22 protein-coding genes, 1 tRNA gene and 1 pseudogene are annotated in these 23,522 nt (G+C 37.6%); 17 read left to right on the forward strand and 7 right to left on the reverse strand.

What is annotated here, in order from left to right; translation table 11 throughout:
- Positions 1 to 104: 104 nt before the first annotated feature.
- The 5 genes and pseudogenes from H529_RS0106230 to H529_RS0106250 all read right to left on the reverse strand — a co-directional run.
- Positions 105 to 266: pseudogene (locus tag H529_RS0106230) on the reverse strand (IS256 family transposase); the annotation flags it as partial.
- A 323-nt stretch (positions 267 to 589) separates the two neighbouring features.
- On the reverse strand, positions 590 to 715 hold the full coding sequence (locus H529_RS12095; protein ID WP_022855668.1) for a hypothetical protein: 126 nt from the start codon (positions 713 to 715) through the stop codon (positions 590 to 592).
- Between the two features lie 153 nt (positions 716 to 868).
- A complete protein-coding gene (locus H529_RS0106240) occupies positions 869 to 2,809 on the reverse strand; it encodes a DEAD/DEAH box helicase (RefSeq protein ID WP_022855669.1) in 1,941 nt (646 codons plus the stop codon).
- An 82-nt stretch (positions 2,810 to 2,891) separates the two neighbouring features.
- The gene (locus tag H529_RS0106245) at positions 2,892 to 3,251 is read right to left on the reverse strand and encodes a hypothetical protein (RefSeq protein ID WP_155984468.1); all 360 of its coding nucleotides are present in this window, start codon (positions 3,249 to 3,251) and stop codon (positions 2,892 to 2,894) included.
- Positions 3,252 to 3,276: 25 nt separating this feature from the next.
- Positions 3,277 to 3,831, reverse strand: a complete 555-nt coding sequence (locus tag H529_RS0106250; RefSeq protein WP_022855671.1) for a hypothetical protein — start codon at positions 3,829 to 3,831, stop codon at positions 3,277 to 3,279.
- A 583-nt stretch (positions 3,832 to 4,414) separates the two neighbouring features.
- Here H529_RS0106250 and H529_RS12100 point away from each other — a divergent pair.
- The 3 genes from H529_RS12100 (at position 4,415) to H529_RS0106270 (ending at position 10,212) form a co-directional block, all read left to right on the forward strand.
- Entirely contained in the window at positions 4,415 to 4,546 is a 132-nt protein-coding gene (locus H529_RS12100; RefSeq protein ID WP_281166819.1) for a hypothetical protein, read from the forward strand.
- A 266-nt stretch (positions 4,547 to 4,812) separates the two neighbouring features.
- The gene (locus H529_RS0106265; RefSeq protein WP_022855675.1) at positions 4,813 to 6,732 is read left to right on the forward strand and encodes a tetratricopeptide repeat protein; all 1,920 of its coding nucleotides are present in this window, start codon (positions 4,813 to 4,815) and stop codon (positions 6,730 to 6,732) included.
- 3 nt (positions 6,733 to 6,735) lie between these two features.
- Positions 6,736 to 10,212, forward strand: coding sequence for a DEAD/DEAH box helicase (locus tag H529_RS0106270; RefSeq protein WP_022855676.1), 3,477 nt, complete (start codon positions 6,736 to 6,738; stop codon positions 10,210 to 10,212).
- A gap of 758 nt (positions 10,213 to 10,970) precedes the next feature.
- On the opposite strand, the gene H529_RS0106285 is transcribed toward H529_RS0106270, so the two are convergent.
- Positions 10,971 to 11,660, reverse strand: a complete 690-nt coding sequence (locus H529_RS0106285) for a PD-(D/E)XK nuclease family protein (RefSeq protein ID WP_022855679.1) — start codon at positions 11,658 to 11,660, stop codon at positions 10,971 to 10,973.
- A 297-nt stretch (positions 11,661 to 11,957) separates the two neighbouring features.
- Positions 11,958 to 12,031, reverse strand: a tRNA-Pro gene (locus H529_RS0106290).
- 253 nt (positions 12,032 to 12,284) lie between these two features.
- Between H529_RS0106290 and H529_RS0106295 the strand changes: the two genes are divergently transcribed.
- The 14 genes from H529_RS0106295 (at position 12,285) to mraY (ending at position 23,521) form a co-directional block, all read left to right on the forward strand.
- Positions 12,285 to 12,638, forward strand: coding sequence for a NifB/NifX family molybdenum-iron cluster-binding protein (locus H529_RS0106295; protein ID WP_022855680.1), 354 nt, complete (start codon positions 12,285 to 12,287; stop codon positions 12,636 to 12,638).
- A 100-nt stretch (positions 12,639 to 12,738) separates the two neighbouring features.
- The gene (locus H529_RS0106300; RefSeq protein ID WP_022855681.1) at positions 12,739 to 13,059 is read left to right on the forward strand and encodes a DUF5320 domain-containing protein; all 321 of its coding nucleotides are present in this window, start codon (positions 12,739 to 12,741) and stop codon (positions 13,057 to 13,059) included.
- 37 nt (positions 13,060 to 13,096) lie between these two features.
- Positions 13,097 to 13,414 (forward strand): NifB/NifX family molybdenum-iron cluster-binding protein, encoded by a 318-nt coding sequence (locus tag H529_RS10400; RefSeq protein WP_022855682.1) that lies wholly within the window; start codon positions 13,097 to 13,099, stop codon positions 13,412 to 13,414.
- A 12-nt stretch (positions 13,415 to 13,426) separates the two neighbouring features.
- Entirely contained in the window at positions 13,427 to 14,308 is an 882-nt protein-coding gene (locus H529_RS10405; protein WP_022855683.1) for an Mrp/NBP35 family ATP-binding protein, read from the forward strand.
- A complete protein-coding gene (locus tag H529_RS0106315) occupies positions 14,305 to 15,018 on the forward strand; it encodes an MBL fold metallo-hydrolase (protein WP_022855684.1) in 714 nt (237 codons plus the stop codon). The genes H529_RS10405 and H529_RS0106315 overlap by 4 nt, the downstream gene beginning before the upstream one ends.
- A 24-nt stretch (positions 15,019 to 15,042) precedes the next feature.
- Positions 15,043 to 15,885 carry an ATP-binding protein gene (locus tag H529_RS0106320; RefSeq protein WP_022855685.1) on the forward strand — a complete coding sequence of 281 codons (843 nt, stop codon included), beginning with the start codon at positions 15,043 to 15,045 and terminating at the stop codon, positions 15,883 to 15,885.
- Positions 15,882 to 16,742, forward strand: a complete 861-nt coding sequence (locus H529_RS0106325; protein WP_022855686.1) for an ATP-binding protein — start codon at positions 15,882 to 15,884, stop codon at positions 16,740 to 16,742. The genes H529_RS0106320 and H529_RS0106325 overlap by 4 nt, the downstream gene beginning before the upstream one ends.
- Before the next feature lie 179 nt (positions 16,743 to 16,921).
- Complete coding sequence (gene mraZ / locus H529_RS0106330; RefSeq protein WP_028843095.1) at positions 16,922 to 17,371, forward strand: division/cell wall cluster transcriptional repressor MraZ; 450 nt, start codon at positions 16,922 to 16,924, stop codon at positions 17,369 to 17,371.
- A gap of 3 nt (positions 17,372 to 17,374) precedes the next feature.
- Complete coding sequence (gene rsmH, locus H529_RS0106335; RefSeq protein ID WP_028843096.1) at positions 17,375 to 18,235, forward strand: 16S rRNA (cytosine(1402)-N(4))-methyltransferase RsmH; 861 nt, start codon at positions 17,375 to 17,377, stop codon at positions 18,233 to 18,235.
- Entirely contained in the window at positions 18,232 to 18,588 is a 357-nt protein-coding gene (locus tag H529_RS0106340) for a hypothetical protein (RefSeq protein ID WP_022855687.1), read from the forward strand. The genes rsmH and H529_RS0106340 overlap by 4 nt, the downstream gene beginning before the upstream one ends.
- Positions 18,585 to 19,547 (forward strand): penicillin-binding protein 2, encoded by a 963-nt coding sequence (locus H529_RS0106345; protein ID WP_022855688.1) that lies wholly within the window; start codon positions 18,585 to 18,587, stop codon positions 19,545 to 19,547. Before H529_RS0106340 ends, H529_RS0106345 begins: the two co-directional genes overlap by 4 nt.
- Complete coding sequence (locus tag H529_RS0106350) at positions 19,544 to 21,034, forward strand: UDP-N-acetylmuramoyl-L-alanyl-D-glutamate--2,6-diaminopimelate ligase (protein ID WP_022855689.1); 1,491 nt, start codon at positions 19,544 to 19,546, stop codon at positions 21,032 to 21,034. The genes H529_RS0106345 and H529_RS0106350 overlap by 4 nt, the downstream gene beginning before the upstream one ends.
- Before the next feature lie 4 nt (positions 21,035 to 21,038).
- Positions 21,039 to 22,442 (forward strand): UDP-N-acetylmuramoyl-tripeptide--D-alanyl-D-alanine ligase, encoded by a 1,404-nt coding sequence (locus H529_RS0106355; RefSeq protein WP_022855690.1) that lies wholly within the window; start codon positions 21,039 to 21,041, stop codon positions 22,440 to 22,442.
- On the forward strand, positions 22,442 to 23,521 hold the full coding sequence (gene mraY, locus H529_RS0106360; protein WP_022855691.1) for a phospho-N-acetylmuramoyl-pentapeptide-transferase: 1,080 nt from the start codon (positions 22,442 to 22,444) through the stop codon (positions 23,519 to 23,521). The genes H529_RS0106355 and mraY overlap by 1 nt, the downstream gene beginning before the upstream one ends.
- Position 23,522: the final 1 nt, after the last annotated feature.

Below are 23,522 nucleotides of genomic sequence, written 5' to 3' on the forward strand. Positions count from 1 at the left end.
AACCACTTCCTTTAATTAAGTCTGCTTTATACGAATTGAGGCAAATGTTTGTAAAGAGATTTTATAAGGAGACACAATTCTCTTGACAAGTGTCGGCGAATAAGGAAATAGCCATTTGCTTTGTTGTCTATACTATTTCTCAGAAAGATCTCCCGTTCCTTTTTCATAAGTTCATTCAGAAGTAAAGCAGCTAAAGTTCTCAAACCCTCTTTTGAATCAATTTTTGAAAATTCTTCTAATATCCTTTCAAGATCAAATTCAGCCATTTTGCACCCCCTATTTTGTTTTTTTAGGGTATCTTATGTTATCTTATTTAAGTCAAAATTAAAATACTTCAAAATATCTAATCAATGGACACAATTCTAATTATACTGCCTCTTTGATTTAAAAAATTTTTGCTAAATTGCAATTTCTAATGCCCCTAAGTTTCATCTAATTTTTCAAATTTTAACAAAAATCCCTACAGTGTAATGAAGCTCTTCGGAAAACCTGTTTAAGATCATTTTTCAAAAGTTAAAAAGCTTTATCTCGCTTGCAAATGGGAAAACCACCTTGAAAAAGGGCATTAAATGCCTTTCTAAGAGTTTTCTTACTCGGTAATGATAAGTAAAAAGACTAAAAGCCCGTTAAGTATTTGATAAAGAAAAAGGCTTATGATAGCTGAAGTGGAGTAAATTCGTGGACGACCTGAAAAGTTTTTTGCTTGACCATCCATCAGGATTGAGTTTACCGTCCATCACCTCCACCTTTTGAGAATTTTAAATCGCTTTATTATTTTACAGATTTTTATAAAAAATTTCTCCTATGTAACTATTTCCTAACAGGCTCGGTTGATAATTTGAAAATTTGAAAAAAGTAAGAACTTGAGTTAAATAGATATTTCTTGTGAATCAGGTAGGTTCAATAAATTTTTGAGTTTTTTAATTAACGGATGCTCGGGATTGCTGTAAGTGATATAAATTCTATCTATGGCTCTTGTTAGGGCAATTCTTAACTTGTAAAAAACTTCCTTTTCTGTTTCGGTTTCTCCGTCAAAGAATTGCCACTGCTGAACTTTTCTCTTTGATAGCTGAAATTTTAAAAAGTCATACTGCTCATCAATCAAACGACAAATTACAAACCACCCTTCTAATCCACGACAGTATCGATATTTCACAATTCTAAAACCCTGAACTGGGAAGTTTTTCTTTCTAATATCTTTAACTGTTCCATCCCAATATATGTAACCAAATATTTCAAGAATTTCGGTTATTTTCTTGTTTTTTTGGATATTATCAGGTTCTATGATTATACAATCTACAGTATCATTTTTTTTCTCTCTTAAGTCATTAATTAAGGATATCCAGAAATCTGTTATTAACAATTTTGTATCAGGTATTATCTCAATTACACCTTCCCCAATTTCTTTTTCAAGTCCTTCCTCTGTCCAGCTGTCATCTAAAAATTTTTCAGAAATCAATTTGTTAAATTTATAAAGTTTACCTTTTTGTCTGTAGTTTTGTCTGAGAGGGACAGTATGCCTTTTATCGTTTGGCAATTTTGGGAACCAGTCTGTATATTTTGGTCTTCCCTTTACAACCTGGTCTGGACCTATGGCTACGATTAAATGTTGATATCCACCAGCCAACCACTTAACTATTTCCTGCTCCTTCTCATTCCAATCCTGCCCCTCATCAACTAATATATAGTCAACATTGTATTCTGGATACTCTTGAATAAATGCACCTTTGTAAATGCCATCAGTGTCGATCATAATTTCATTATAAACATTTTCCAAAACTTTATCATGATAAATTTGCTCATAATTTTGTGGCGAAACTTCTTCCTTCTTATTAAAAAGAACTCCATATATTTTCCAAATTAATTCGTCTATAGTTTCTACTTCAATTTTCTCATGAATATATTTCTCAATTTTTAAGATGGTAACTAACCTTTCTATATCAGCCCGCAAAGCATGATTGTAAGTAAGATACAACACTCTTGCTCCCGCATTATGTAGTGAATAAGCATGATAGAGAAGTCTTATTGTTTTCCCTGTTCCAGCCTTTCCTTTAAAGGTTACAAATTTGCTGCCAATGTAGTCTTCGTATTTTGGCTTGTCTTTATGCACCCTTTCTTTAGTGATTGCCTCTACTCTTATTCTATCTGCTTCAGTCATTTTTATGGATATAGCTACTGAATAAAGAACCTTTTTAATGTCACTTATATCTACATTTTGATTAAACGAATTTAAATGTTTAAATTCAATATCCTTTCTTTGATTTATAATCAATCTAATCATATCCTCTAAATCTGGCTTGCTGAAAATCACATAACTTTCTATTACTTCATTATTCAATTCGTTACTTTCTATTCTTGTCTTGGATATCTCTGGAAAATAAACACCACAATAAACATAATGAAGAATGAAATTGTTATCAATTTTTTTAAATTTTTCTTTTAAATATGATTTTAAATTTTTTGCTTTTTTACTGAGTTTGGAAAGAACTTTCTCTGGTTTGTTTGAATAATAAACTACAATATCATTTTCTACTGAGATCTTAAATTCTTTATGCTCTTTTACCTCAATAATCATTAAAAGATTTGAAACCAATTTGTCCTTTCTCTGAATTGGGCTTCGTAATTTTACAAAACATACAATATCGGTTTCGCTGTGTTGGAGCCCTGGGATTGAAAAACCGCCAATTAAAAGACCCTTTTCTACATCTGGCGAGCTTTCAAGAATATCCTTAAACTCGTAAAGTGCGTTCTTCTCACTGTCCTTTAAGTGATTTAAATTTGCATTTAAAATCTTTACCTTTTCCTCCATTTTTCTCCCTACTTTAATTTTTCCTCACTATCCTTCCTAACAGGAAGTATACCACACACCAAAGTGCCTGCAAAACTAATACCTAACAAAATACTGTCCCTGGTAAAGCTTTAGAGATTAATTCTTCATTTTCAGCAAGACCGAAAGTTGTAAACAAGTTGCTCATTGCATTAATTTTACTTATACCAGTATACACAGTAAAAATTAAAACAATCAGTCCGAATAAACTTACAGATATAAACCAAGCATTCACATACTTTACTTCTCTATAAATACTCAAAACCGATAAACCAAAAAGCACTATAGGGATAACGTAAAGAAGGTAACCTATGCCTCCGACATGATGAATGTAAGCAATAAGCCCACTACCTGTCGCAACCGGCATAAAAATACCAATAATACCGAAAAAACTTAACACCACCCTTACCACCTTGATTTTCATCCTTTGTCCTCCTCTTTTTTTATCGTTATAAATTTCTCTCAAGCGAACCTTCCTTTTTTCTTTTTTCCATTCTTTCAGCCTCCTTCACCTTCTGCCAGAAGTCCTTTCTTGCGTAAATCAAAGTCATTTCAAAGCTGAGATGGGGTGCATCAAGGATGATTTTGGAATTCCCACTAACAAATTCAGCATACCTGTTCCCCACAAACGGAACCTGAGACTTCACGAGTTTATACTTGGACCTCAGGGACTTGAAAATTTTATCCCAGTAGTAATAGAATTCTCCAAATTTTGTCTTTGGAAATTCCATAATTACTGCGGTAAGAATGCCCCTTTCGTCAAAAATAGCAGTAGCTGAGCTTAACCCTTCTATGTCAATATTTGTGGTATCTACTTCATACATTTCACCCCTGCTATAAGCATTAATACCCTTTGATTTTACGGAATACTTTGCTTTCAGGTCCGCTATAGTTGCCTTGCCAATGGTTAATCCTAACGGAGAAGGATCACCGCTAGCAAAAACTAAAGAAAGATTAAAAAAGCTGAAAAAAGTTAGAATAAAAATCACCAGGCGAACCATCATAGCCCCCTCCCCTCACTTAATTTTTTGCTTGTCTTCTCTTTTATACTTCCTTCTTAATTATTAATAACTAATAACATGTGTCAAGTCTGACTTAAATAGATGAGAAAAGGAACTTGAGGTGTTCTCCATTTTTGAGTCCTTTTTTGAGAAGGATGTTTCAGAAAGGGCTTAAAAAGTGTTGGTAGGTATTAAGATAGAAGGTTCTATCTTGATGGAGAAAAGGAATTAAAGGTTTCAACTTTATAGCAGGGAGGAGGTTTGAAATCATCAAGGGCATTTGCAGGGCTACCTTCAATTTACCTTCAATTTAAGATATTCCCCAAATTGCCAATAAAAATTTATATTCATTCATGTGTTCCCCATTTTCCAATTTATATAAACGATTTATAATATCATCCATCAGGTGAAAAATCCCTAAACCTAAGAGGATTTTGTTATGCCACAAAATTCTCTTAACTTCAAAAATCCTGAGAACTCACAAAAACCTAACCTCTCGTTCAGGATTTTTTTTGTTGATGCCTTTACCGGGTTCAAACAGGGGTTACAGCGCCTGGCAATATAAGCAGAAAATCAGACAGCCAAGATGACTTACAAGGGATTTCGTGGATATAGACCTATCATTACGGCATTTAAAGAGATACCTTTGATAGTTTATCATGAATTTAAGGAAGGCAATAGGCATGATGGACATGTAAGGCGAGGCAGTCAATTTTGAAGGTTGTGGTGGGGGTTGACAAGTTTAGGGAGTATTTGAGTATAAAAACACGGTTAGAGGAGTTAAATGGGTTGACGTAAGAGGTGGGGATAGTAGAGTTTATATATGAGGAGGTAAAAAGAGGATATGGGAGTTTTTAAGTCTAAAGATTACGGAAAGATTTCTGATTTTATTCTCTATCGGCAAAATTGGGAAATATTCCCCCTGTTAGACAGAAAAAAGCTTTCGGGTTATATTAAATGGAGAAGTTGAGAAGGGGGTAAAGTATGAAGTTAAGAGCTATTTTAAGCTTCCTACTTCTTGTCCTTGCTCTAACCTCCCTTGCAAGGGCTCAAAATCCGATTGAGACCTGCTTTAACTACCTTGAGGCACAGGACTACAAGAGGGCGATAGAGGCAGGAAAGGTTGCTGTAAGGCTTTATCCAAATGTGTCTCTCTCTCACCTCTGCCTCGGAAAAGCTTACTTGAACACAGGGCAGGTTGACCTTGCCCTTGAATCTTTTAAGAAGGCTGAAAGAGAATCCCGAACAAAAGAAGAGCTTGCAGTTGTCTACAACTGGATGGGGATGGCATACGATAAAAAAGGTCTTCTGGATGAGGCTCTTCTCTACTACAGCAAAGACCTCCACCTTAGTAAGGAGCTTGGAGACAAAAGAGGGGAAGCGGCAAGTTTGAATAATATAGCAGGTATATACCGGAGAAAAGGTGAATATCAAAAGGCCCTTGAATACTACAATGAGTCCCTGAGGCTTAAAACGGATGAAAAGGAAAAAGCGGTAACCTACAACAACATAGCTACCCTCTACTCAGACCTTGGAGACTACAAGAAGGCTGTGGAGCATTACAAAAAGTCTCTGGAAATTGACGAAAGATATGGTAACTACCATGGGTATGCTGCAACTCTTCTCAACCTTGGCAACATATATAGAAAAATGAAAGACTACAAGCAGGCAGAGGCTTGCCTTCTTGAAGGTTTAAAAAGGGTCAAGAAGATAGAAGACAGATTTTGGGAAGGTGTGGCATACGTATACCTTGGCTTGCTGTACAGAGACACGGGCAACAGAGCCCTTGCTAAGGAATACCTCAACAAGGCTCTTAGGACCTTTCAGGAGATAGGAGCGCAGGAATCTGCCCTTGAAGCGCTTGCTTATCTTTATGAGCTTGAAAAGGTTGCGACTACCTTATACGGAGGGGTTGAGGTTGGGTCAAAGGGGGTTAAGGCTATTGCCCTTGAGCTTAAGCTTTCAGGGGATGAGCTTTATGAGATAAAGGAGCTTTACCGTGAAAGCATAAACACGACCATCATTGCGGGTGTCAAGGAGACGGGAAGATTTTCTAAGGATGGCATCGAAGAGACGATGAGGGCTCTTGCCTCTCTGATTGAGGGCATAAAAAAGGTAGGGGTCCCGGAGAAGAATATTTTTGTTGTGGCAAGCAGTGCTATCTCCGGTGTCTCAAACGTGGATGAGTTTGCAAGGGCTGTAAAGGAGAAAACAGGTTATGAGCTAATCCTTCTTGACAAGGATGGCGAGGTTCTTTACAACATTGTTGGTGCCGTGCCTAACAAGTATTTATACAGTTCTGTTGTTGTGGACATAGGGAGCGGAAATACGAAGATTGGGTATTTAGAGGAGGTGGGAGGGAAGCCCTTTGTGAGAAGCTTTGAGATACCCTATGGGACGGTGAGCCTCACCGAGGAGGCAAAAAAGAGGGGAAGCTTGAGGGCAGGTTTGAGGGAAGTGATAGAGAAAGAGGTGATCCCCCTTGTTAAGAGAGAGATGGAGAAGAAGCCAGCCTTCAAGAGCAGGAAAAGCGTATTCCTGATAGGTGGTATAGTTTGGGCGACCGTGAGCTTAACCATGCCAGAAAGCGTTGAGGAAAGTTATGTCAGGGTAAAGGTCTCAAAGGTTGAGGAACTGAGGAAGGCTTTAAGGGCTAATCCCAAGAGGGCTTTAAATCCAGATCTTTCAAAGCTCTCAGGGGAGAAGAGGGAGAGGGCGTTAAAGGCTTTGCAGAGGGTAAGGGAGGTATTTTCTGAGGAGAACTTAGTAGCGGGGACGGAGCTTTTGCGGGCCATACTTGTTAATCTTGGGACAGAGGGGAGGGAGTTGATTTTCCCGAGGCAGGGGAACTGGCTTATTGGCTACGTAGTGTTGAATGGCTATTTTGCCGAGGTAAAAAGGTAGGGTATGGTAAATTTAAACAAAGCTTTGGGTAAAGAGGCTCTGGAGATAAGACATCTTAAATACTATAGGGAGATAGTCCTGCCTTCTCTATTCAAGGAGAGTTACGAAGAGTTCAAAGAAAGCCACGAAGAGTTTAAAAATAAAGGTCAAAAGAGCAATACACAGGAAGAAGGAGTAAAACTCCTTCCTCAAGTTTCCGAAGAAGACCTGTTGAACTTTCTTAAGGGCTTAAAAGAGCCCAACGCATTAGAAAGCATAGCCAAACCTATTGCAGATGCACTCCTTGAAGAAATACAAAGGAGAAAAGGCTCTAAAGAGGAGGGAGAAGGTGGGGAGCTTCCCCTTGCCCTATGCGTATACAAAGAAGGCAGAAAATTCCTTGTTCCCCTACTTGTTTGGGTAAGTTTAGATTCCAGTGAGGACACCTATACAATAAGGCTTCTTGACCTTCCGCAAGTTAACAAACATTATGTCTATTCAAAAGACGAAGAAGAGGCTTACCTGCCTCTTTTCAGAGAGGACGAGTTAGAAAGGCTGTATCCTGAAACCTTAAGTGTGGACGAGAATGGAATTGTATCGCTACCAGAAAAGTGGGAACCCTTTGTAGATGAGCTTCTAAATACCATTAAAGAGCGATTTTCGGAATATAAAGGTTCCATAAATTTTGCTACGCACCTCGGCATAGTGATTTCTCCATGGATAACGAGCCTGTATGAAGCTTATGAAAAACTAATCAAGTGGCTTAAAAAAAGCGATGAAGGTAAGGTCTCGCTTGAGCTTTTGAAAGAGTTCATAGCCGGTTCAGACCCTGAAAGACAGGAAAAGAATATGGAAAGGGAGCTTATAGAGAGCCTCCTGCATAGTCCAAAGCTAACCCTTTATGGACAGTTTAATTTCAACATTGCCGGAAACAGGGTCTTTGGTCTTAACTTAGAACAAAGGATATTTCTCAATGAGATGCTAAATGGCAATCCAAACTTGATTGAAGCTCTCAACGGTCCACCAGGGACGGGCAAAACCACAAGTCTTCAAACTCTTGCCGCTTCTTTGTTTGTCAGAAGCTACCTGCAGAAGGAAAAATCACCCATCATGGTGGGCATGTCCTTCACAAGGCAAGCCAAAAACAACATAATTGAAGGCTTTAGGATTGAAGAAAAAACAGAACAGGAGAACCACAAAAGGATAGGTGTTATCGCAAGAAGATTTCTGAGGACTAAAGAGGGAAAACCTCTTCATTACGGAATAAGCCTTGGCTATGGTGACAGCGAGCAGGATTACAATTTCTACAAATCACTTTATCAGGAATTAATAGGGGATGTTGAAGGCTTCTTAGATGGGCTGAAAACTCTAAAGGACAATCAAGAGGTTAGAAATTTCCTAAGGGTTACCTTCAAGGAAAATATTGAGAGGATCGGAAGGTTTTTAAACCTTTTTGCGGATGTTGAATACGGGAAATTAGAAGAAAGGCTTGAAGAAGCGATCAAACTAACCTACGAAGCGCTGATAGATTGGCATGCTCTGAGAAAGGATATAACTGAATGCCTCAACAAGCTTAACCCCTTAGAGGAGGAGATAAAGAGCCTTGAAAGAAAGTGCGATGAATTAAAGGAAAGGCTTGAGACACTTCAAGTTTGTGAGAAGAACTTTGAAGATTATGTTAAAACTCTTCCCTTCTATGTCAGATGGTTTTCTTTCTTTCAGATGCCCAGCCATTTAGAGGGCTTTCTGCATAGCGTGAGTGGGCTTGTTGATGTGCCAGAGGGTCTTTATAAAATTGGAGATGTCAGAAGATTTTTAATTTCGGAAAGGACTAAAACCCAAGGAAACTTGAAAAGAAAGGAAGAGGAACTTTTAAAGAAAAAGAAGAGCTTTGAAAAGTTAAAAGGACAAATACGCGGCCTCAATTCCCTGCTTGATACCCTACAGAGAGTTTATCCTCTTGAAAACTTTAGCGCCATTAAGAATGCTCTGGAAAAAGGGCCAAAGGAAGCCTACCTGGAGCTATCTCACATCATAGATAACTTCTGTGCTTTTTTGTTGTTCAACCTCGTGATGAGAAAATGTGAGCTTGATTACTGGAAGAAGTTTACTGCTCAGGGAGTAGCTTACGAATTGAGTATAAAAATAAAGAACATACTCAAATCAGCTTTGAAGAGCTACATATTGTCTCCCGGGTTTGAAGAGGTACTTTCGCATATTGTAGAGCCTCTTATCAATAATTACCTGAACCTCACAGAAGCGGTGAAGGAGGTAGAGCATAGATTACTCAAGAAACTTGCTGCGGTTGAGGAGGTTTTTGCAGAAACACTTGAAGAAGCAATAGAGAAGATTGCATCCAACAAGAAGTTAAAGATCAAGGCAGAAAGCCTGAATGAAATTTTAAGCCTTATGAGAGCCGATAAAGGCGAGAACCAAGAAAAAGCTTCCCTTTATATAAATTCTTCTAAGGTAATACTGTGCTACTCTTCTACTGCTCATGCTCTTTATAACCGTTTTTCCAAAAAAGAAGGCCCCCTGGTGAAATTCATAGATTACCTCTTTGTGGACGAGGCTGGACAGGTTTCGCCCGAAGCGGGAGCACACGCCACTCTTCTTGCTAAAAGGATAATATGTGTTGGCGACACCATGCAGCTACAGCCTGTTTACAACATAACTTCAAATAGAGACTATGCCATTTACAGAAGAATAGTAAATCCTTACATTTCCCAAGAGAAATTTGAAAAGTTACCCCATAACTGCTCTAACGGAAGCCTTATGAAGATAGCTCAGGAAAGGACATCCTACAACAAACAGTTTATGGATTTAGAGCCAGGCCTTTACCTTCTTGAACACCGAAGATGCCCAAAAGAAATCATAGAATTCTGCAACATAAACTTTTACAACGGAAGGCTCAGACCAGTTGAAAGCTTTGAGGACAGAAAGAAAAAGGGCACTATCCTTGACTGTCCGTGGGTCTTCGTTCACGTAAAAGGAAAAACTAAACGGTTAAGAGGTAGCAGGTGTAACGAGGAAGAAGCGAAATGCATTAAGAGGATAGTGGAAGAGTTCCAAAAGCTGAGAGGCGAGAGGGTCAAGCAGGAACTTGCGGTCATAACTCCCTTCAGGGAGCAGGAGAGAGTTCTGACGTATAAGCTTAAAGACATGATATACAAAAAACAGGATAAGGATAAAAATGAGGATAAACTTGTAGTAGGTACTATCCACAAACTCCAAGGAGCAGAAAGGAAGATAATCATCTTCTCTACAGTTTACGACAGGGAACACAGGGATAAAAATGTATTTATGGACAAGCACATGCTCAACGTTCTGGTTTCAAGGGCGAAGGAGAGCATAATAGTTGTTGGGGATATGGAATTCTTGTCCGGCACCAAAAACGCTCTTGTCAGCAGCCTTTATCACTACTCGAGAGGGGAGAATTTCTTCAGAGAGTTTTCCAATTGTGAGGAGGCAATTGCTTACATAAGGTCAGTTTTTTCTTAAAATCGCTAACCCATTAACCTTTAACTTAAAGATTTAAACTAAAGGCCCACTATCCATGAAGAATTTTTTTGAACAGGAGGATGATTTAAATTTTTAAGCATGGATATTTCAAAAAGAGCAGACCCTATGTCCCCTAAAAAAAGGGGACTCTTCCAAGACAATAACTTTCATCTTAAGCTCCTTTTCTAAAAAATTTTTCAAGAGGGATATTGGAGTGCTCTCTTTTTTGAGACAGTTATTGAGTAGAATGGTGCTAAGTTCTCAAGCGAGCAAATTATTAATATCTTCGCCGAAGCAGACCTACCAAACAATTCAGTTGCTTCCGTAGCAAGAAAATACCACATCATTCTGGTTTTGGATACAGGACACCTATGGAGGTATGGCATGGTACAGAAGGGTAGTGACATGAAAGGTGTCTCAAGAGTGTGGCATGTAATTGAAGACTCTCTCATAATACCTGTCTCGGATTTGAGGGCATATCAAACTCCTCCACCGCCTAAAACACCCAAAAAATTATTAATAACATCGTTTGTTATTCTATTTTTTAAAAATTTTATTTTTAAGTTTAAGAAAATCAATATCTCTTTAATGCTCTTTTTCTAACGGAACTTTTTAAAGTCTGTTTATATCACCAATTAGTTTAAATTTTTCTCAGCAGAAGAAAAGTTAGATAATAGGAATTATAGTAAACAAACTACTGATTTTAATTGTTCAGGTGAAGATGGATGATTAAAGTTAAAAATAGATTTTAGTGCAGATTACCCGCTCTTATTCCGATTTCTAAGCTGAAGAATATGTTGATCTCTGTTACAATACTCACAAGTTCCACTTGGCTCTGGCTCATTACTTGAAAAATAAGTATTTTTCAAATTTTCCAATAATTCTTCATATTTTGAATAGTCAAGCTCTACAAGAAAAAATTTTCTCTCTTCAATTTTTTCGAAGTTTTCATCTATGTCAACTCTAATTTTATAAATTACACCAATATCAGCTACCTCTTTTTGCAATTGTGACTTTAATTTACTAAACAAAAAACCATAAAATTCGAGTTGCCTTTTTTCAGAATCATAGATTTGTAAGGTATTACTTGTTGTTACTTTATAATCAAATGGCACAAGTAAACCATTTTCATTAACTAAAAGATCATCAATCTTTCCCCAATAAACTATTTTGTGGTCTTCATGATGAAATTCTAAGCCTTTATATCTCCATTCTTTTAATTTTTTAAAATCTGTATAAAGTTTTAACTTTTCACTTTCTAATTCTTTTAGGGGTTCTCCTTTTAATCTTAATTTATCAAAATACAATTTTAATTTTGAATCATATTTAGAGCCGATAAATCCTCCTTTTATTGCCTGGGGTCTTTTGATTTTGTGCTTTACTTCTAACCAAAAACATCTGGGACACTCTATAAAAAGCTCAACCTGAGATCTTGAAATTCTTATCATTTTTATTTGCTCCATTTAAAATATTTTGGAAAACAAAAAATAACTTTTTAATAAAAACACCAAACATTAATAATGTCAAGTATGGGCGAGGGTGTTGTAAAATTAGGTATTCTTAGAGTATAAATTTGGAGGTAGCTTCCAAATAGAAGCAGGGTAAAGAGAAAGTTTAAGGATTAAGGAAGTAAGGTTAGGCCCAGCTATAAGAATGAAGGAGACTTTAAGGCAGAAGATAGGGCATTTTCAATACTCTCACAGAATGTCAACACTAAAACCCTATCCCTTGAACATCAAGAAACATCGGGGCGAGAGGATTTGAACCTCCGACCCCCTGCTCCCAAGGCAGGTGCGCTCCCAAGCTGCGCTACGCCCCGATAGTTTTTATTTTGATTACAATATAACTTATTCGTTAAATTTTACAACACTTAAATAGCTAAGATTTTTTGAATTTTTTAATCCTGTATATACCTTCTGATAAGGTTTAAGAAAAATAATTTGTTGTTCAGGCTTAGTCGTTTGATTTTGAGGCTATATGGTAGTTTTTTAACTTTTTTAAGAACTTGTTTTTATTTTAAATATGATTATAATTCTCAATATCAAAAAAATTTAAAAGAGGGGGGTTATAAAATGAGAATAGCGGTGGCTACAGAGGATGGATATGTGGCTCAACATTTTGGAAGATGTCCAAAGTTTACGATTTTAGAGGTTAAGGATGGACAGATTGTTAATCAGTCTGTTTTAGAAAACCCAGGTTATAGGACTCATCAACCAGGGTTAGTGCCTACTTTCTTGAGAAATCAAGGGGTAGACTGTGTTATAGCTGGGGGGATGGGGCCAAATGCAGTAAATATGCTTGAGTCTTTTGGGATAAAGGTCATCCTTGGCGTAACAGGAAAAGTTGAAGAAGTGATGAAAGCTTTTATCAGTGGAAGTTTAGAGGGAGGAGAAAGCCTTTGTGATCATGGAGAACATGAATGTTAACATTAAAAAATATCTTTTAGGGTCTTGACTTTTTAAAGAGTATGGTTAAATTTAATAATGAAAATCATTTTCATTAAAAAACTAAAAGGAGGTGTTGGGTATGCCTTGGGGAGATAGAACAGGTCCACTTGGGTTAGGACCAAGAACAGGAAGAGGTTTAGGATATTGTTCTGGGGCTAATACTCCTGGGTTTATGATTCCTGGAGGATTAGGATGGGGTAGAGGTAGAAGAGGTGGTTGGGGTTGTTGGAGATGGTTTGCAGGTCTTGGAAGAGGGTGGAGATGGTTCTGGAGAAGGACCTTTGGAGCAGGTTCTCCTTCAGTAAATGAAGCAGAAATACTAAGGCAGGAGGCAGAGATTTTAAGAAAGAATCTTGAAGCTATAGAAAAACGTTTAAGTGAAATCGAACAGGGTAAGTAATTTAAAATTTTTTAAAAAATAAGCAGGAGTTAATGCCATGAAAATTTGTATAGTCTCTCAAGGAAAGGATTTAGAGGCAGAGATAGACTCAAGGTTCGGACGTTGCAGATATTTTGTTTTTTACGATACAGAAACAGGAGAGTACGAGGTAGTAGAGAATACCTGGAGAGAGGCTGCTCAAGGGGCTGGGGTTCAGGCTGCCCAGTTTGTAGCTTCTAAGGAGGTTCAAGTTTTAGTTACTGGTGGTAAATTAGGTCCGAAAGCAGAAAGGATAATTGGTTCGGCGAAAATAAAAATTTTAGAAGTTTCGGGTAAGGTGATAGATGGAATCAATCAGGTTAAAAATCTGAGTTAGGAGGCCTGAAGTATGGAAGAAAAAGGTTGTAGCTGTGAGAATCAATGTAGTCCTCAATGTGATGCAAAACAATGTGATGCAAAAAAAGGATTAAATGAAGAGGGTCAGGATGGGCTTAAAAATACAGTTTCTAAAATAAAAAGAAAAATTTTGGTGTTATCTGGAAAAGGAGGGGTTGGTAAAAGTACGGTGTCTACCAATCTTGCGGTGGGGTTATCTCAAAAAGGATATTTTACTGGACTCTTGGATATAGATATTCACGGGCCTAATATTCCTAATATGTTAGGCTTACAAGGTATTCCTCCTTTGGTTACCGATGCCGGGCTTTTCCCTTTGAAGCCTTTTGAAAATTTAGAAGTAATCTCTATAGGGTTTTTCTTGCAGGAAAAAGACACACCGGTAATTTGGCGAGGTCCCCTGAAACATCGGGTGATAGAGCAGTTTTTAACAGAGGTTCGTTGGGGACCCCTTGATTATTTAGTGGTTGATTCTCCTCCAGGTACAGGAGATGAAGTGATTTCTATCCATCAACTTTTAGATAAAGTTGACGGAGCTGTCATAGTAGCTACCCCTCAAGAGGTAGCTTTGGCTGATGTGAGAAGGTCTATAAGGTTTTGTTTAGAGGCTTCGATCCCTATCCTTGGAGTTGTAGAAAACATGAGTGGGTTTGTTTGTCCCCGTTGTGGAGATATAATCGAAATATTTAAGACAGGTGGAGCGGAAAAAATCGCTAAAGAGTATAACATTCCTTTTTTAGGCAAAATTCCTCTTGACCCAAGGATAGTTCAGGGAGGAGACGAAGGAAAACCAGTTTTATTATACTATCCTGACAGTGAACCTGCTAAAGCTTTTGCAAAAGTGGTAGATAAAATCGTGGAGGCCCTTAACCCTTGATAGAAGTTACCATAGTTTTTGATAACTATAAGGGTGAACCAGGTTTTGAAACAGGTTGGGGATATAGCTGCGTTGTTAAGAGAAACGATGAATTTTTACTTTTTGATACCGGGGCCGACGGACAAAAGTTGATAAAAAATTTAAAAAGAGCAGGGATAACTCCTTCTTTAGTTTCAAAAATCATTCTATCTCATGCCCACAAAGACCATACAGGTGGTTTAAAAGAGATACAGAGTTTAATGCCTGAGGCTGAGATTTATGCCGGAGTCTCTTTTTATAAAGAGGCTAAAAAGTTATTGCCTTACGCAAGGTTGTTTAAAGTTTCTTCAGAGGTTTTAAGGATTACCCAAGGAGTTTATCTTACCGGTGAGCTTGAAGGAAAGGTCAAAGAAACTTCCTTGGTTTTAGAAGCCAAAGATGGGGTGATAGTCCTTACAGGGTGTGCTCATCCTGGGATCGAAAAAATTATCGAAAAAGTTATCTCTGAGATCAACCCTAAGGTTTTAGCGATTTTAGGAGGTCTTCATCTGCTTGATAAAAACGCGGAAGAAATTAGGAACGTGATAGCTTGTTTAGAAAGTAAAGATGTCCGATTGCTCGCACCATCTCATTGCACCGGAGACCTTGCTCTAAAGCTTTTTAAACAACATTTTAAAGAAAGGTTTTTAAAGGTAGGGGTAGGGACTAAAATTACTTTTGAGAGCAAATAAGAAAAGGTTATACAAGATAAACGAATGATAATCTCAGTTGCCAGCGGAAAAGGAGGAACAGGTAAAACTACGGTAGCGGTTTCTTTAGCCTTAACCATAGGTAACGCTCAGATAATCGATTGTGATGTAGAAGAACCAAATGTTCGACTTTTTTTAACCCCAGAGATCAAAGAAACCTATCAAGTAAATACCCTGATTCCTGAGATAGATAAAGAAAAATGTACTTATTGTGGTTATTGTAGCAAAATATGCGTTTATAATGCTTTGTCTGTGTTAAAGTTTGAACAAGGTGGGGAGGTTTTCTTTTTTCCTCATCTATGTCATGGATGTGGAGGTTGTATTTTACTCTGTCCTGAAAAGGCTATTTATTCTGGATTCAGGCCTATAGGAGAAATAACCAAAGGTGTTAAAGAAGGCATAGAGTTTATAGAGGGGAAGCTAAACATTTCGGAGGTGCTTGCCCCTAAGGTAATCGAAGAAACTAAAAAGTTTATCGATCCTGATAAGATTGCAATCATCGATGCCCCACCTGGTACTTCATGCCCTACGGTGGCCTCAATAAAAGGTGCTGATTTCTGCATTCTGGTTACAGAGCCAACCCCTTTTGGACTTCATGACTTAGAGCTTGCTTATGAAATGACCAAAGCTTTAAACATACCCTGCGGGGTAATTATTAATAAATCTCAGGAAGATAAAATTGTGGAAAACTTTTGTGAAAAGGTTGGCCTTCCCATTTTGATGAAGATACCTTTTAAAAGAGAAATAGCTGAACTTTATTCAAAGGGCATTCCTTTGGTAGTTGGTATGCCTGAGTATCGGGAAGAATTTCGAAATCTTATTGAATCGATAAAGGGATTTATAAGATGAAACAGATTTTGGTGATAAGTGGAAAAGGTGGAACAGGTAAAACCTTTTTTACAGGTTGTTTGGCAGTAGCTATCTTAAACAAGGTTATCGTAGATTGTGATGTGGATGCCGCTAATTTACATCTGCTTTTACATCCTTCTATAGAGCAATCTTTTGAGTTTTTTGGAGGAAAGAAAGCCTTTATAGACAAAGAAAAATGTACCTTATGTGGGGCTTGTAGGGAGGTTTGTCAATTTGAGGCTATAAATGATGATTTTCAGGTGGATACGATTTCTTGTGAGGGTTGTACCATTTGTAGTTATGTGTGTCCAGCCTCAGCCATTGTGCTTTATGAAGCATTATCAGGACACTACTTTATTTCTCAAACTGAGTATGGAAAAATGGTTCACGCAAGACTTGGGATTGCTCAAGAAAGCTCAGGGAAATTGGTAGCTAAACTGAGAGAGATAGCTAAAGAAATAGCTGAGACAACCAAGGCAGATCATATCATCCTTGATGGGCCCCCTGGGATAGGTTGTCCGGTGATGGCCTCTATGACCGGGGTTGACCTTGCCATAGCCATCACCGAGCCAACTGTTTCTGGTCTTCACGATGTAAAAAGGGTGATAGATCTTGCTCGACATTTTAAGGTGGACCTAAAGGTGATTATCAATAAGTATGACTTAAATCCTGAGATGAGCCAGCATATAACCACCCATCTTGATAAAGAAGGAGTTGAGGTAATAGGTGTAATTCCCTTTTCTGAAGAAATTTTAAAGTCAGTAAAAGCTGGGATTCCTTATCTAAAATTTTCGAGAGGTAGTTTAGCCAGAAAGATAGAACAACTCATATTTAAAATTCTTGAAGAAATCACTTAGTTATTTTTTACGAACGTCAATTTGTAAGCATCAAAACTTAGTACGAGCTAAAATCCTAACCAGAAGCTTATATCAAAAAAATTCTTATTTTATAATCAATTAAATTTAAAAAATCGGTCTTGACTTTTATTCAGTTTTTTATATTGTAAGTGGTATATAGTGGTAAAAAGTGGAAGATAATGTTTAGGGGCAAGTTTAAGCATTCTTTAGATGAGAAAGGTCGATTTAGTCTTCCAGCTAAGTTTAGGGAGGTTCTAAGGGTTAAGTATGGGAGCGAAAATTTAGTGGTTACCAACTATCCGGAGTGTTTGGTAGCCTATCCTGTAGAGGAATGGCAAAAGATAGAAGAGAAGTTGTTGGGGCTTCCTTGGGATGTTCCAGAGGTAAGGGAATATGTAAGGTATTTTTTAGGTTCTGCTGAGGAATGCCAGCCTGACAAACAGGGAAGGATTTTGTTACCTCAGTCTTTGAGAGAAGAAATTGGGTTAGAAAAAGAGGTGGTGCTGTTAGGAATGCTTTATCATTTTGAGATATGGAATCCAGTTCATTTAGAAAGCAGGTTTAGAGAGACAAAGAATAATTTCAACCAGATTATGCAGATGATAAATCCCTATCTGACCGGGAGGTAGAGTATTTCTTTCCATGAGCCTGTGCTTTTAGAGGAGGTTATAGATTTGCTTGAAGTGGTTCCAGATAAGATCTATGTAGACGGCACCGTAGGGATGGGAGGGCATAGTGAAGCTATTCTTGAAAGGTCTTCTCCTACAGGTGTTTTATACGGTTTTGAATGGAATGAACCTTCTTTTGAGCTCGCTAAGCAAAGGTTAAGTAAGTATGGAGATAGAGCAAGACTTTTTAACTTAAATTTTATTTATATAAAAGAAGTTTTACAGAAAGAAGGTGTGTTGGCAGATGGGATTTTATTAGACCTAGGTATTTCTTCTTTTCTGTTAGAACATAGCGGACGGGGTTTTTCTTTTCAAAAAGATGGGCCTTTAGACATGAGGATGAGTTTGGAAAGAGAGCTTACCGCAGAAAAAATCTTGAATACCTATGATATAAAAAGGCTTTCTCAGGTTTTTTTAACAGGTGAGGTCCCAAGTGCCCTTAAATTTGCTCAGTTTATCTGCGAAAGAAGAAAAAGAAAACCCTTTAAAACCACTAAAGATTTGGTAGAGGCTGTTAAGGAGTTTTATAAAAGTAGCAGAAAGAGCCTTCTTGCTGTGATCTTTCAAAGCTTACGAATAGAGGTTAACGAAGAACTTAAGAATTTAGAAAAGGTGTTAAAGGAGGTGCCCGAGGTTTTAAAAACAGGAGGAAGGATAGCGATAATTTCTTTTCATTCTTTAGAGGATAGGCTGGTAAAAAATTTTTTTAAGGTTGACCCAAGGATAAGGCCTGTGTTAAAAAAGCCGGTTGTTCCTACTTTAGAAGAGATAAGAAGAAATCCAAGGGCCCGTAGTGCCAAACTAAGGGTGGGGGAGAAAATATGATAGCCAATAAAACCTTGGTTTATAAGCCTCATTTAGACCGTAGGGTTAACCAGGTTTCGAGTTCTCAAAAGAAAAACGTGGCCAAGTTTTGTTTTAAAGAATGGATAAAACAGCTGACTTTTAATACCGCTCTTATCCTAACCACGGTATTGCTCTTTGTAATGTCGGTAGCTACAGCCTATAAAACCTATGTTTGGATTAAGCTAAAGGTAGAAAAACACCAGCTTCTTAGCAAAAATAAAGAATTAAAAAATCAGTTTTATAGCTTAACCAGTCGAGAAATAGTGTTAGAAAAGGCTAAAAAACTTGGGTTAAGACCACCTCAAAATGGGGATTATATTTTTCTAAGATGAGTAAAAAACAGCATTACAGTTTATGGTGTTTTTTGGGCATATTTCTGTTTTTTCTGGTGTTGGTGCTCAATTTTTCTGTCGAAAAGGTTACCGGCAAATCTTCTCTTCCTGAGGTAAAACGAGGATATATTTTTGATAGAAACTACGAACCCTTAGTCATTACTTTAGAAAACTATAAGGCCTACTATGTTATTAAAAACAACAACTGGATGGCTGAGTCTATCCCTGAGGTTGTAAAGGCTTACCTTCCTTCTACCTTAAACCTTCCAAAAAAGGGGATTATCCTTCTTTCTGAGGATTTGACGTTAGATGAAGTAGAGAGGCTCTCAAAGGAGTCAAGAGTTCTTATAGAAAAATCTTTTAGAAGAAAGATACTGGTTCCAGAGATAGATTTTCTGATAGGAGAAACGTTTAATGGTTATGGGGTTTCAGGTTTAGAAAAGAGGTTTGATGCTTATCTCCAGAAAGGAGAGCCGCTGGTGTTATCTTTGGACCTTAAAAAGGAAAAAAAGTTTCTGAATCTAAAAAAACAGTTAGAAAAAAATTATAAACTAGGTTTAGCAGAAATAGACCTTTTTACAGGAGAGGTTTTAGCTTACGTGGATGAAAAAGAAACTCCGTTGTTTGAAGAAGCCTACCCTTCATCAGTTTTTGGGATATTTCATAAAAATCAAAAGACAACTCTCTGGGGTTTAGGGGAATACTTTTTGGCCAGTCTTTGTGGTCAGAATATTTCTATTGATTTTGTGAAAAAAAACGAAAAGGTTTGCAATCCAGAGTTGGAAAATTTCTCCAAAGACAAGATGATGTTTTTATTGGACAAATCGGTGGTAAGGGTTTATTTTAAGGATAATAAAATGTTAATTGTAGTTTTAAAAGAGAAGAACAATTCTTCCGAGGACATAAAGATTAGTCTTTGTTCAGAACGGTTTGACGACTTATTTGCAGGGTTGTTATGAAAACTCTGAAGGACATTATTCAGGACGTAGAAATACTAAAGGTTTATCCTGAGGATGAGGGGTGGTTAACCATTCAGGCATATGGAATTGCTGACAACTCTAAAGAGATATCTGAGGGCTACGTGTTTATAGCAAGGAAAGGGACTAATCTTAAGGGCGAAGACTTTATACCTGAGGCTATTAACAGAGGTGCTAAGGTTATCGTTAGGGAGACCCCTATAGAGCCCCAAAAAATTCCCTCAGGGGTTTATCAAATCCAGGTAAGGGATGTTAAAAAAGCCCTTTCTCAGATGGCTTTGAATTTTTTTGACCACCCTGAAAAGAAACTAACCCTTATAGGGGTTACCGGAACCAACGGAAAAACTTCGGTATGCTACTTTACAAAAACGTTGTTGCAAAGCCTTGGGGTAAAAACCGGGTATATAGGAACTATTTTTTACGAAATAGAAAGAAGAATTCCTGCTACTGAGACCACGCCTTCTATCATAAAACTTGGTTGGTTGATGAAAGAAATGGTAGATAAGGGATTTAAAGCCTGTGTGATGGAGGTTTCTTCTCATGCTTTAGACCAAAAAAGAGTAGAAGGACTTTCCTTTGAAATAGCAGGTTTTACCAACCTTTCAAGAGATCACTTGGATTACCATAAAACCATGGAAGCCTATTTTCAGGCTAAAAAGTTACTTTTTACCGATTATTTAACTCCAGAAGGCAAGGTAGTTTTATCTTTTGAGACAGAGTATGGGAAAAGACTTTATCAGGAGTTAAAAACCTTTTTACCTGAAGACCGGATCTTTATTGTAAATAATGGTGGTTTAAGGGTAGAGATTTTAGGGATGGAAGATGGGCTTGAGGTAGAGTTAAAATTTTTAGAGACTGGTGAGGTATATAGGGTTAAAACCACACTTTTTGGAGAATACCAGGCAAAAAATCTGGCTACGACAGTAGGGATTTTGACAGCTTTAGGCTATCCCAAGGAAGAGATAGCTTTAAGGCTTAGGGAGCTTAGAAATCCGGTAGGAAGGTTAGAGCTGGTAGCTGAGTTTAACGGGGCTAAGGTGTTTGTAGACTATGCCCATACTCCTTCAGCTCTGGAGTATGCCTTGAAAAGTTTATTACCTCTAAAGAAAAACAGGCTTGTCGTGGTTTTTGGTTGTGGAGGGAACCGAGATGCTGGTAAAAGACCTCTTATGGGTGAGATAGCAGAAACTATTGCAGACTATGTAATTATTACCTCAGACAACCCCCGTTTTGAAGAGCCCGAGGCTATCATCAACGATATAAAGAAGGGGCTAAAAGGTATAAAACCCTGTGAAGTGATTCCAGACAGAAGAGAAGCTATCGAGTTTGCGATAAAACTTTTAGAAGAAGGAGATGTATTGTTAATCGCAGGAAAGGGGCATGAAACCTATCAGGAGATTCAGGGAAAAAGGTATCCCTTTTCTGACCAGGAAGAGATTTTGGAAACTATAAAGAGGCTAAGAGGTTAAAGATATGAACGTAGAAAACGTGTTTTTTACCGAAGATATCATAAGAGCTACTTCTGGGATGTTGCTAAACGGAGACATGGGCTCAAGTTTTAGGGGCCTTTCTACTGACACGAGAATTATTAAGCCAGGTTATCTCTTTTGGGCTTTAAAAGGGATGAACTTTGACGGACATGATTTTTGGAAAGAGGCTATAGAAAAAGGGGCAAAGGGATTGGTTATTTCTCGATTTTCTTCAGGTTTTAGGTTAGAAGACTTACCTAAAACCATATCTGTTATTTTAGTAAAGGATACACTAAGTGCTTTAGGGGATTTTGCAAAATTTTGGAGAAAAAAACTGAACTGCGTGGTAGTAGCTATCACCGGTTCCTGTGGTAAAACTACCACCAAAGAACTTACCTTTGAAATCTTATCTCGATTTTTCCAGACATTCAAAAACTTAGCCAATTATAATAACCTGATAGGAGTTCCTCTTTCTATCCTTTCTATGAAAGAAGGCACTGAGGTAGGTGTTTTAGAGCTTGGGACAAATGCTCCTGGTGAGATCGCTCGCTTGTCAGAGATAGTTTTTCCTCAGGTTTCAGTGATTACCTGCGTGTATCCTGCCCATTTAGAAGGCCTGGGGTCTTTAGAAGGGATTTTAGAAGAAAAATTATCTATTTTTAAAAATACAGACCTTAACGGAAAGTTGGTTTATTTCTATGACCAAGAACCTCTAAGAGAAAAGGTAAAAGTTTTTAAACAGGAAAAAATTTCCTTTGGTTTTGAGGAAGGAGCTGATTTAAGGGCTAAAAACTTGGAGTTAGATAAAGACAAGCTTAAGGTAGAGATAGCTTTTAAAACCCATAAAAAGTCATTAATCTTACCTCAAATAGGGAAACATAATGTTTTAAATCTACTTGCAGCGATAGCTGTGGGTTTAAGCCTTAATTTAGATTTAGATTCTATCGCAGAAAAGATAGAAAAGGAAGTGCCCCTTTATCAAAGGGCTAAGTGTTATAAAAAAGGAAGGTTTTTGATAATAGACGATACTTATAACGCCAACCCTGGATCTATGAAAGCCTCTTTAGAGTGGTTACGAAGCTTCTCAGATTATCCTCAAAAGATAGTTATCTTAGGAGACATGTTAGAATTAGGGCCTGAGAGCAAGCGATATCATGAAGAGGTAGGAGATTTGGCTAAACAGGTAGCTGATCAAGCCTATTTTATAGGGGAAAATGCTAAGTTTTATGCAGCTACCTTTTCTCCAAAGCCTTGGGAAGTCTTTGCAACCACAGAGGAATTTTTAGAAGCTCTTAGATTTTTGAGGATTAAAGACCTATTCTTTGGAAACACAGCTATTTTAGTAAAGGGCTCAAGGGGTTTGAGGCTTGAGAGGGTGGTAGAAAGACTTTTGGAGGAACTTGAGTAATGCTTTATCAATTTTTGTACTCTTTAACCGATTATTTTTCGTTGTTTAATGTGTTTAAGTATATTACGTTTAGGATGATCTGTGGTGCGATAACCTCGTTTTTCTTAGTTTATTTTTTGATGCCACCCTTTATTCGGTTTATGAAACTCAAACAGTTTGGGCAAATAGTAAGGGAGGAAGGTCCTTCTCATCATAAAAAAAAGACAGGAACCCCTACGATGGGGGGGACTGTGGTGCTTTTTGCTATACTGGTGTGTTGTATTCTCTGGTGTAAGCTTTCTAATCCTTTTGTATGGTTAGTGCTCTTGGTTACTATAGGGTTTGGTTTGATAGGGTTTTTAGACGATTACTTAAAAATAAAAAGAAAGAAAAATTTAGGGCTTAGAGCCAGAGAAAAGATCCTTTTTCAGATTGTGTTGGTAGGCCTGTTTTATTTTATAGCGTTTAAAGGGCTTGGTTTTTCATCGCAGTTGGTTTTTCCGTTTTTCAAAAACCTGATTATAGATTTAGGAATTGGTTATCTTCTGTTTAGCATGTTGGTGATTCTTGGGAGTTCTAACGCAATGAACCTTACAGATGGACTTGATGGTTTAGCCATAGTACCTTTTATAGTAGTGGCTGGAGTTTACAGCGTGTTAAGTTATGTTGTAGGTAACATAAAGTTTGCTACCTATCTTTTATTACCTTACATACCTTATGCCAGTGAATTAGCTATCGTTTGTGCCATCTTTATAGGAGCGGGATTGGGGTTTTTGTGGTATAATTCCTATCCAGCAGAGATTTTTATGGGAGACGTAGGTTCTTTAGGGTTAGGGGCAGGGTTGGGGTCTATCGCTATTTTAGTAAAACAGGAATTTTTGTTGGTGATAGCTGGAGCTCTTTTTGTGATGGAGGCGCTTTCTGTGATGTTGCAAGTGGCTTATTTTAAGCTTACCCATGGAAAAAGGATTTTTAAGATGGCACCGTTACATCATCATTTTGAACTTTTAGGTTGGCCAGAGAATAAAGTAGTGGTAAGGTTTTGGATTATCTCGTTGATTTTTGGGCTTATAGCTTTAAGTACTTTAAAAATTAGGTAGG

Origin of the sequence: Thermodesulfobacterium thermophilum DSM 1276 (genome assembly GCF_000421605.1) — a bacterium.
GTDB lineage: Bacteria > Desulfobacterota > Thermodesulfobacteria > Thermodesulfobacteriales > Thermodesulfobacteriaceae > Thermodesulfobacterium > Thermodesulfobacterium thermophilum.

Bases quoted from the DNA above. Each gene is read 5' to 3' on its own strand.
- H529_RS12095 (WP_022855668.1), bottom strand. From the start codon at position 715: ATGGATGGTCAAGCAAAAAACTTTTCAGGTCGTCCACGAATTTACTCC.
- H529_RS0106240 (WP_022855669.1), bottom strand. From the start codon at position 2,809: ATGGAGGAAAAGGTAAAGATTTTAAATGCAAATTTAAATCACTTAAAG.
- H529_RS0106245 (WP_155984468.1), bottom strand. From the start codon at position 3,251: ATGAAAATCAAGGTGGTAAGGGTGGTGTTAAGTTTTTTCGGTATTATT.
- H529_RS0106250 (WP_022855671.1), bottom strand. From the start codon at position 3,831: ATGATGGTTCGCCTGGTGATTTTTATTCTAACTTTTTTCAGCTTTTTT.
- H529_RS12100 (WP_281166819.1), top strand. From the start codon at position 4,415: ATGACTTACAAGGGATTTCGTGGATATAGACCTATCATTACGGCATTT.
- H529_RS0106265 (WP_022855675.1), top strand. From the start codon at position 4,813: ATGAAGTTAAGAGCTATTTTAAGCTTCCTACTTCTTGTCCTTGCTCTA.
- H529_RS0106270 (WP_022855676.1), top strand. From the start codon at position 6,736: ATGGTAAATTTAAACAAAGCTTTGGGTAAAGAGGCTCTGGAGATAAGA.
- H529_RS0106285 (WP_022855679.1), bottom strand. From the start codon at position 11,660: ATGATAAGAATTTCAAGATCTCAGGTTGAGCTTTTTATAGAGTGTCCC.
- H529_RS0106295 (WP_022855680.1), top strand. From the start codon at position 12,285: ATGAGAATAGCGGTGGCTACAGAGGATGGATATGTGGCTCAACATTTT.
- H529_RS0106300 (WP_022855681.1), top strand. From the start codon at position 12,739: ATGCCTTGGGGAGATAGAACAGGTCCACTTGGGTTAGGACCAAGAACA.
- H529_RS10400 (WP_022855682.1), top strand. From the start codon at position 13,097: ATGAAAATTTGTATAGTCTCTCAAGGAAAGGATTTAGAGGCAGAGATA.
- H529_RS10405 (WP_022855683.1), top strand. From the start codon at position 13,427: ATGGAAGAAAAAGGTTGTAGCTGTGAGAATCAATGTAGTCCTCAATGT.
- H529_RS0106320 (WP_022855685.1), top strand. From the start codon at position 15,043: ATGATAATCTCAGTTGCCAGCGGAAAAGGAGGAACAGGTAAAACTACG.
- H529_RS0106325 (WP_022855686.1), top strand. From the start codon at position 15,882: ATGAAACAGATTTTGGTGATAAGTGGAAAAGGTGGAACAGGTAAAACC.
- mraZ (WP_028843095.1), top strand. From the start codon at position 16,922: ATGTTTAGGGGCAAGTTTAAGCATTCTTTAGATGAGAAAGGTCGATTT.
- H529_RS0106340 (WP_022855687.1), top strand. From the start codon at position 18,232: ATGATAGCCAATAAAACCTTGGTTTATAAGCCTCATTTAGACCGTAGG.
- H529_RS0106345 (WP_022855688.1), top strand. From the start codon at position 18,585: ATGAGTAAAAAACAGCATTACAGTTTATGGTGTTTTTTGGGCATATTT.
- H529_RS0106350 (WP_022855689.1), top strand. From the start codon at position 19,544: ATGAAAACTCTGAAGGACATTATTCAGGACGTAGAAATACTAAAGGTT.
- H529_RS0106355 (WP_022855690.1), top strand. From the start codon at position 21,039: ATGAACGTAGAAAACGTGTTTTTTACCGAAGATATCATAAGAGCTACT.
- mraY (WP_022855691.1), top strand. From the start codon at position 22,442: ATGCTTTATCAATTTTTGTACTCTTTAACCGATTATTTTTCGTTGTTT.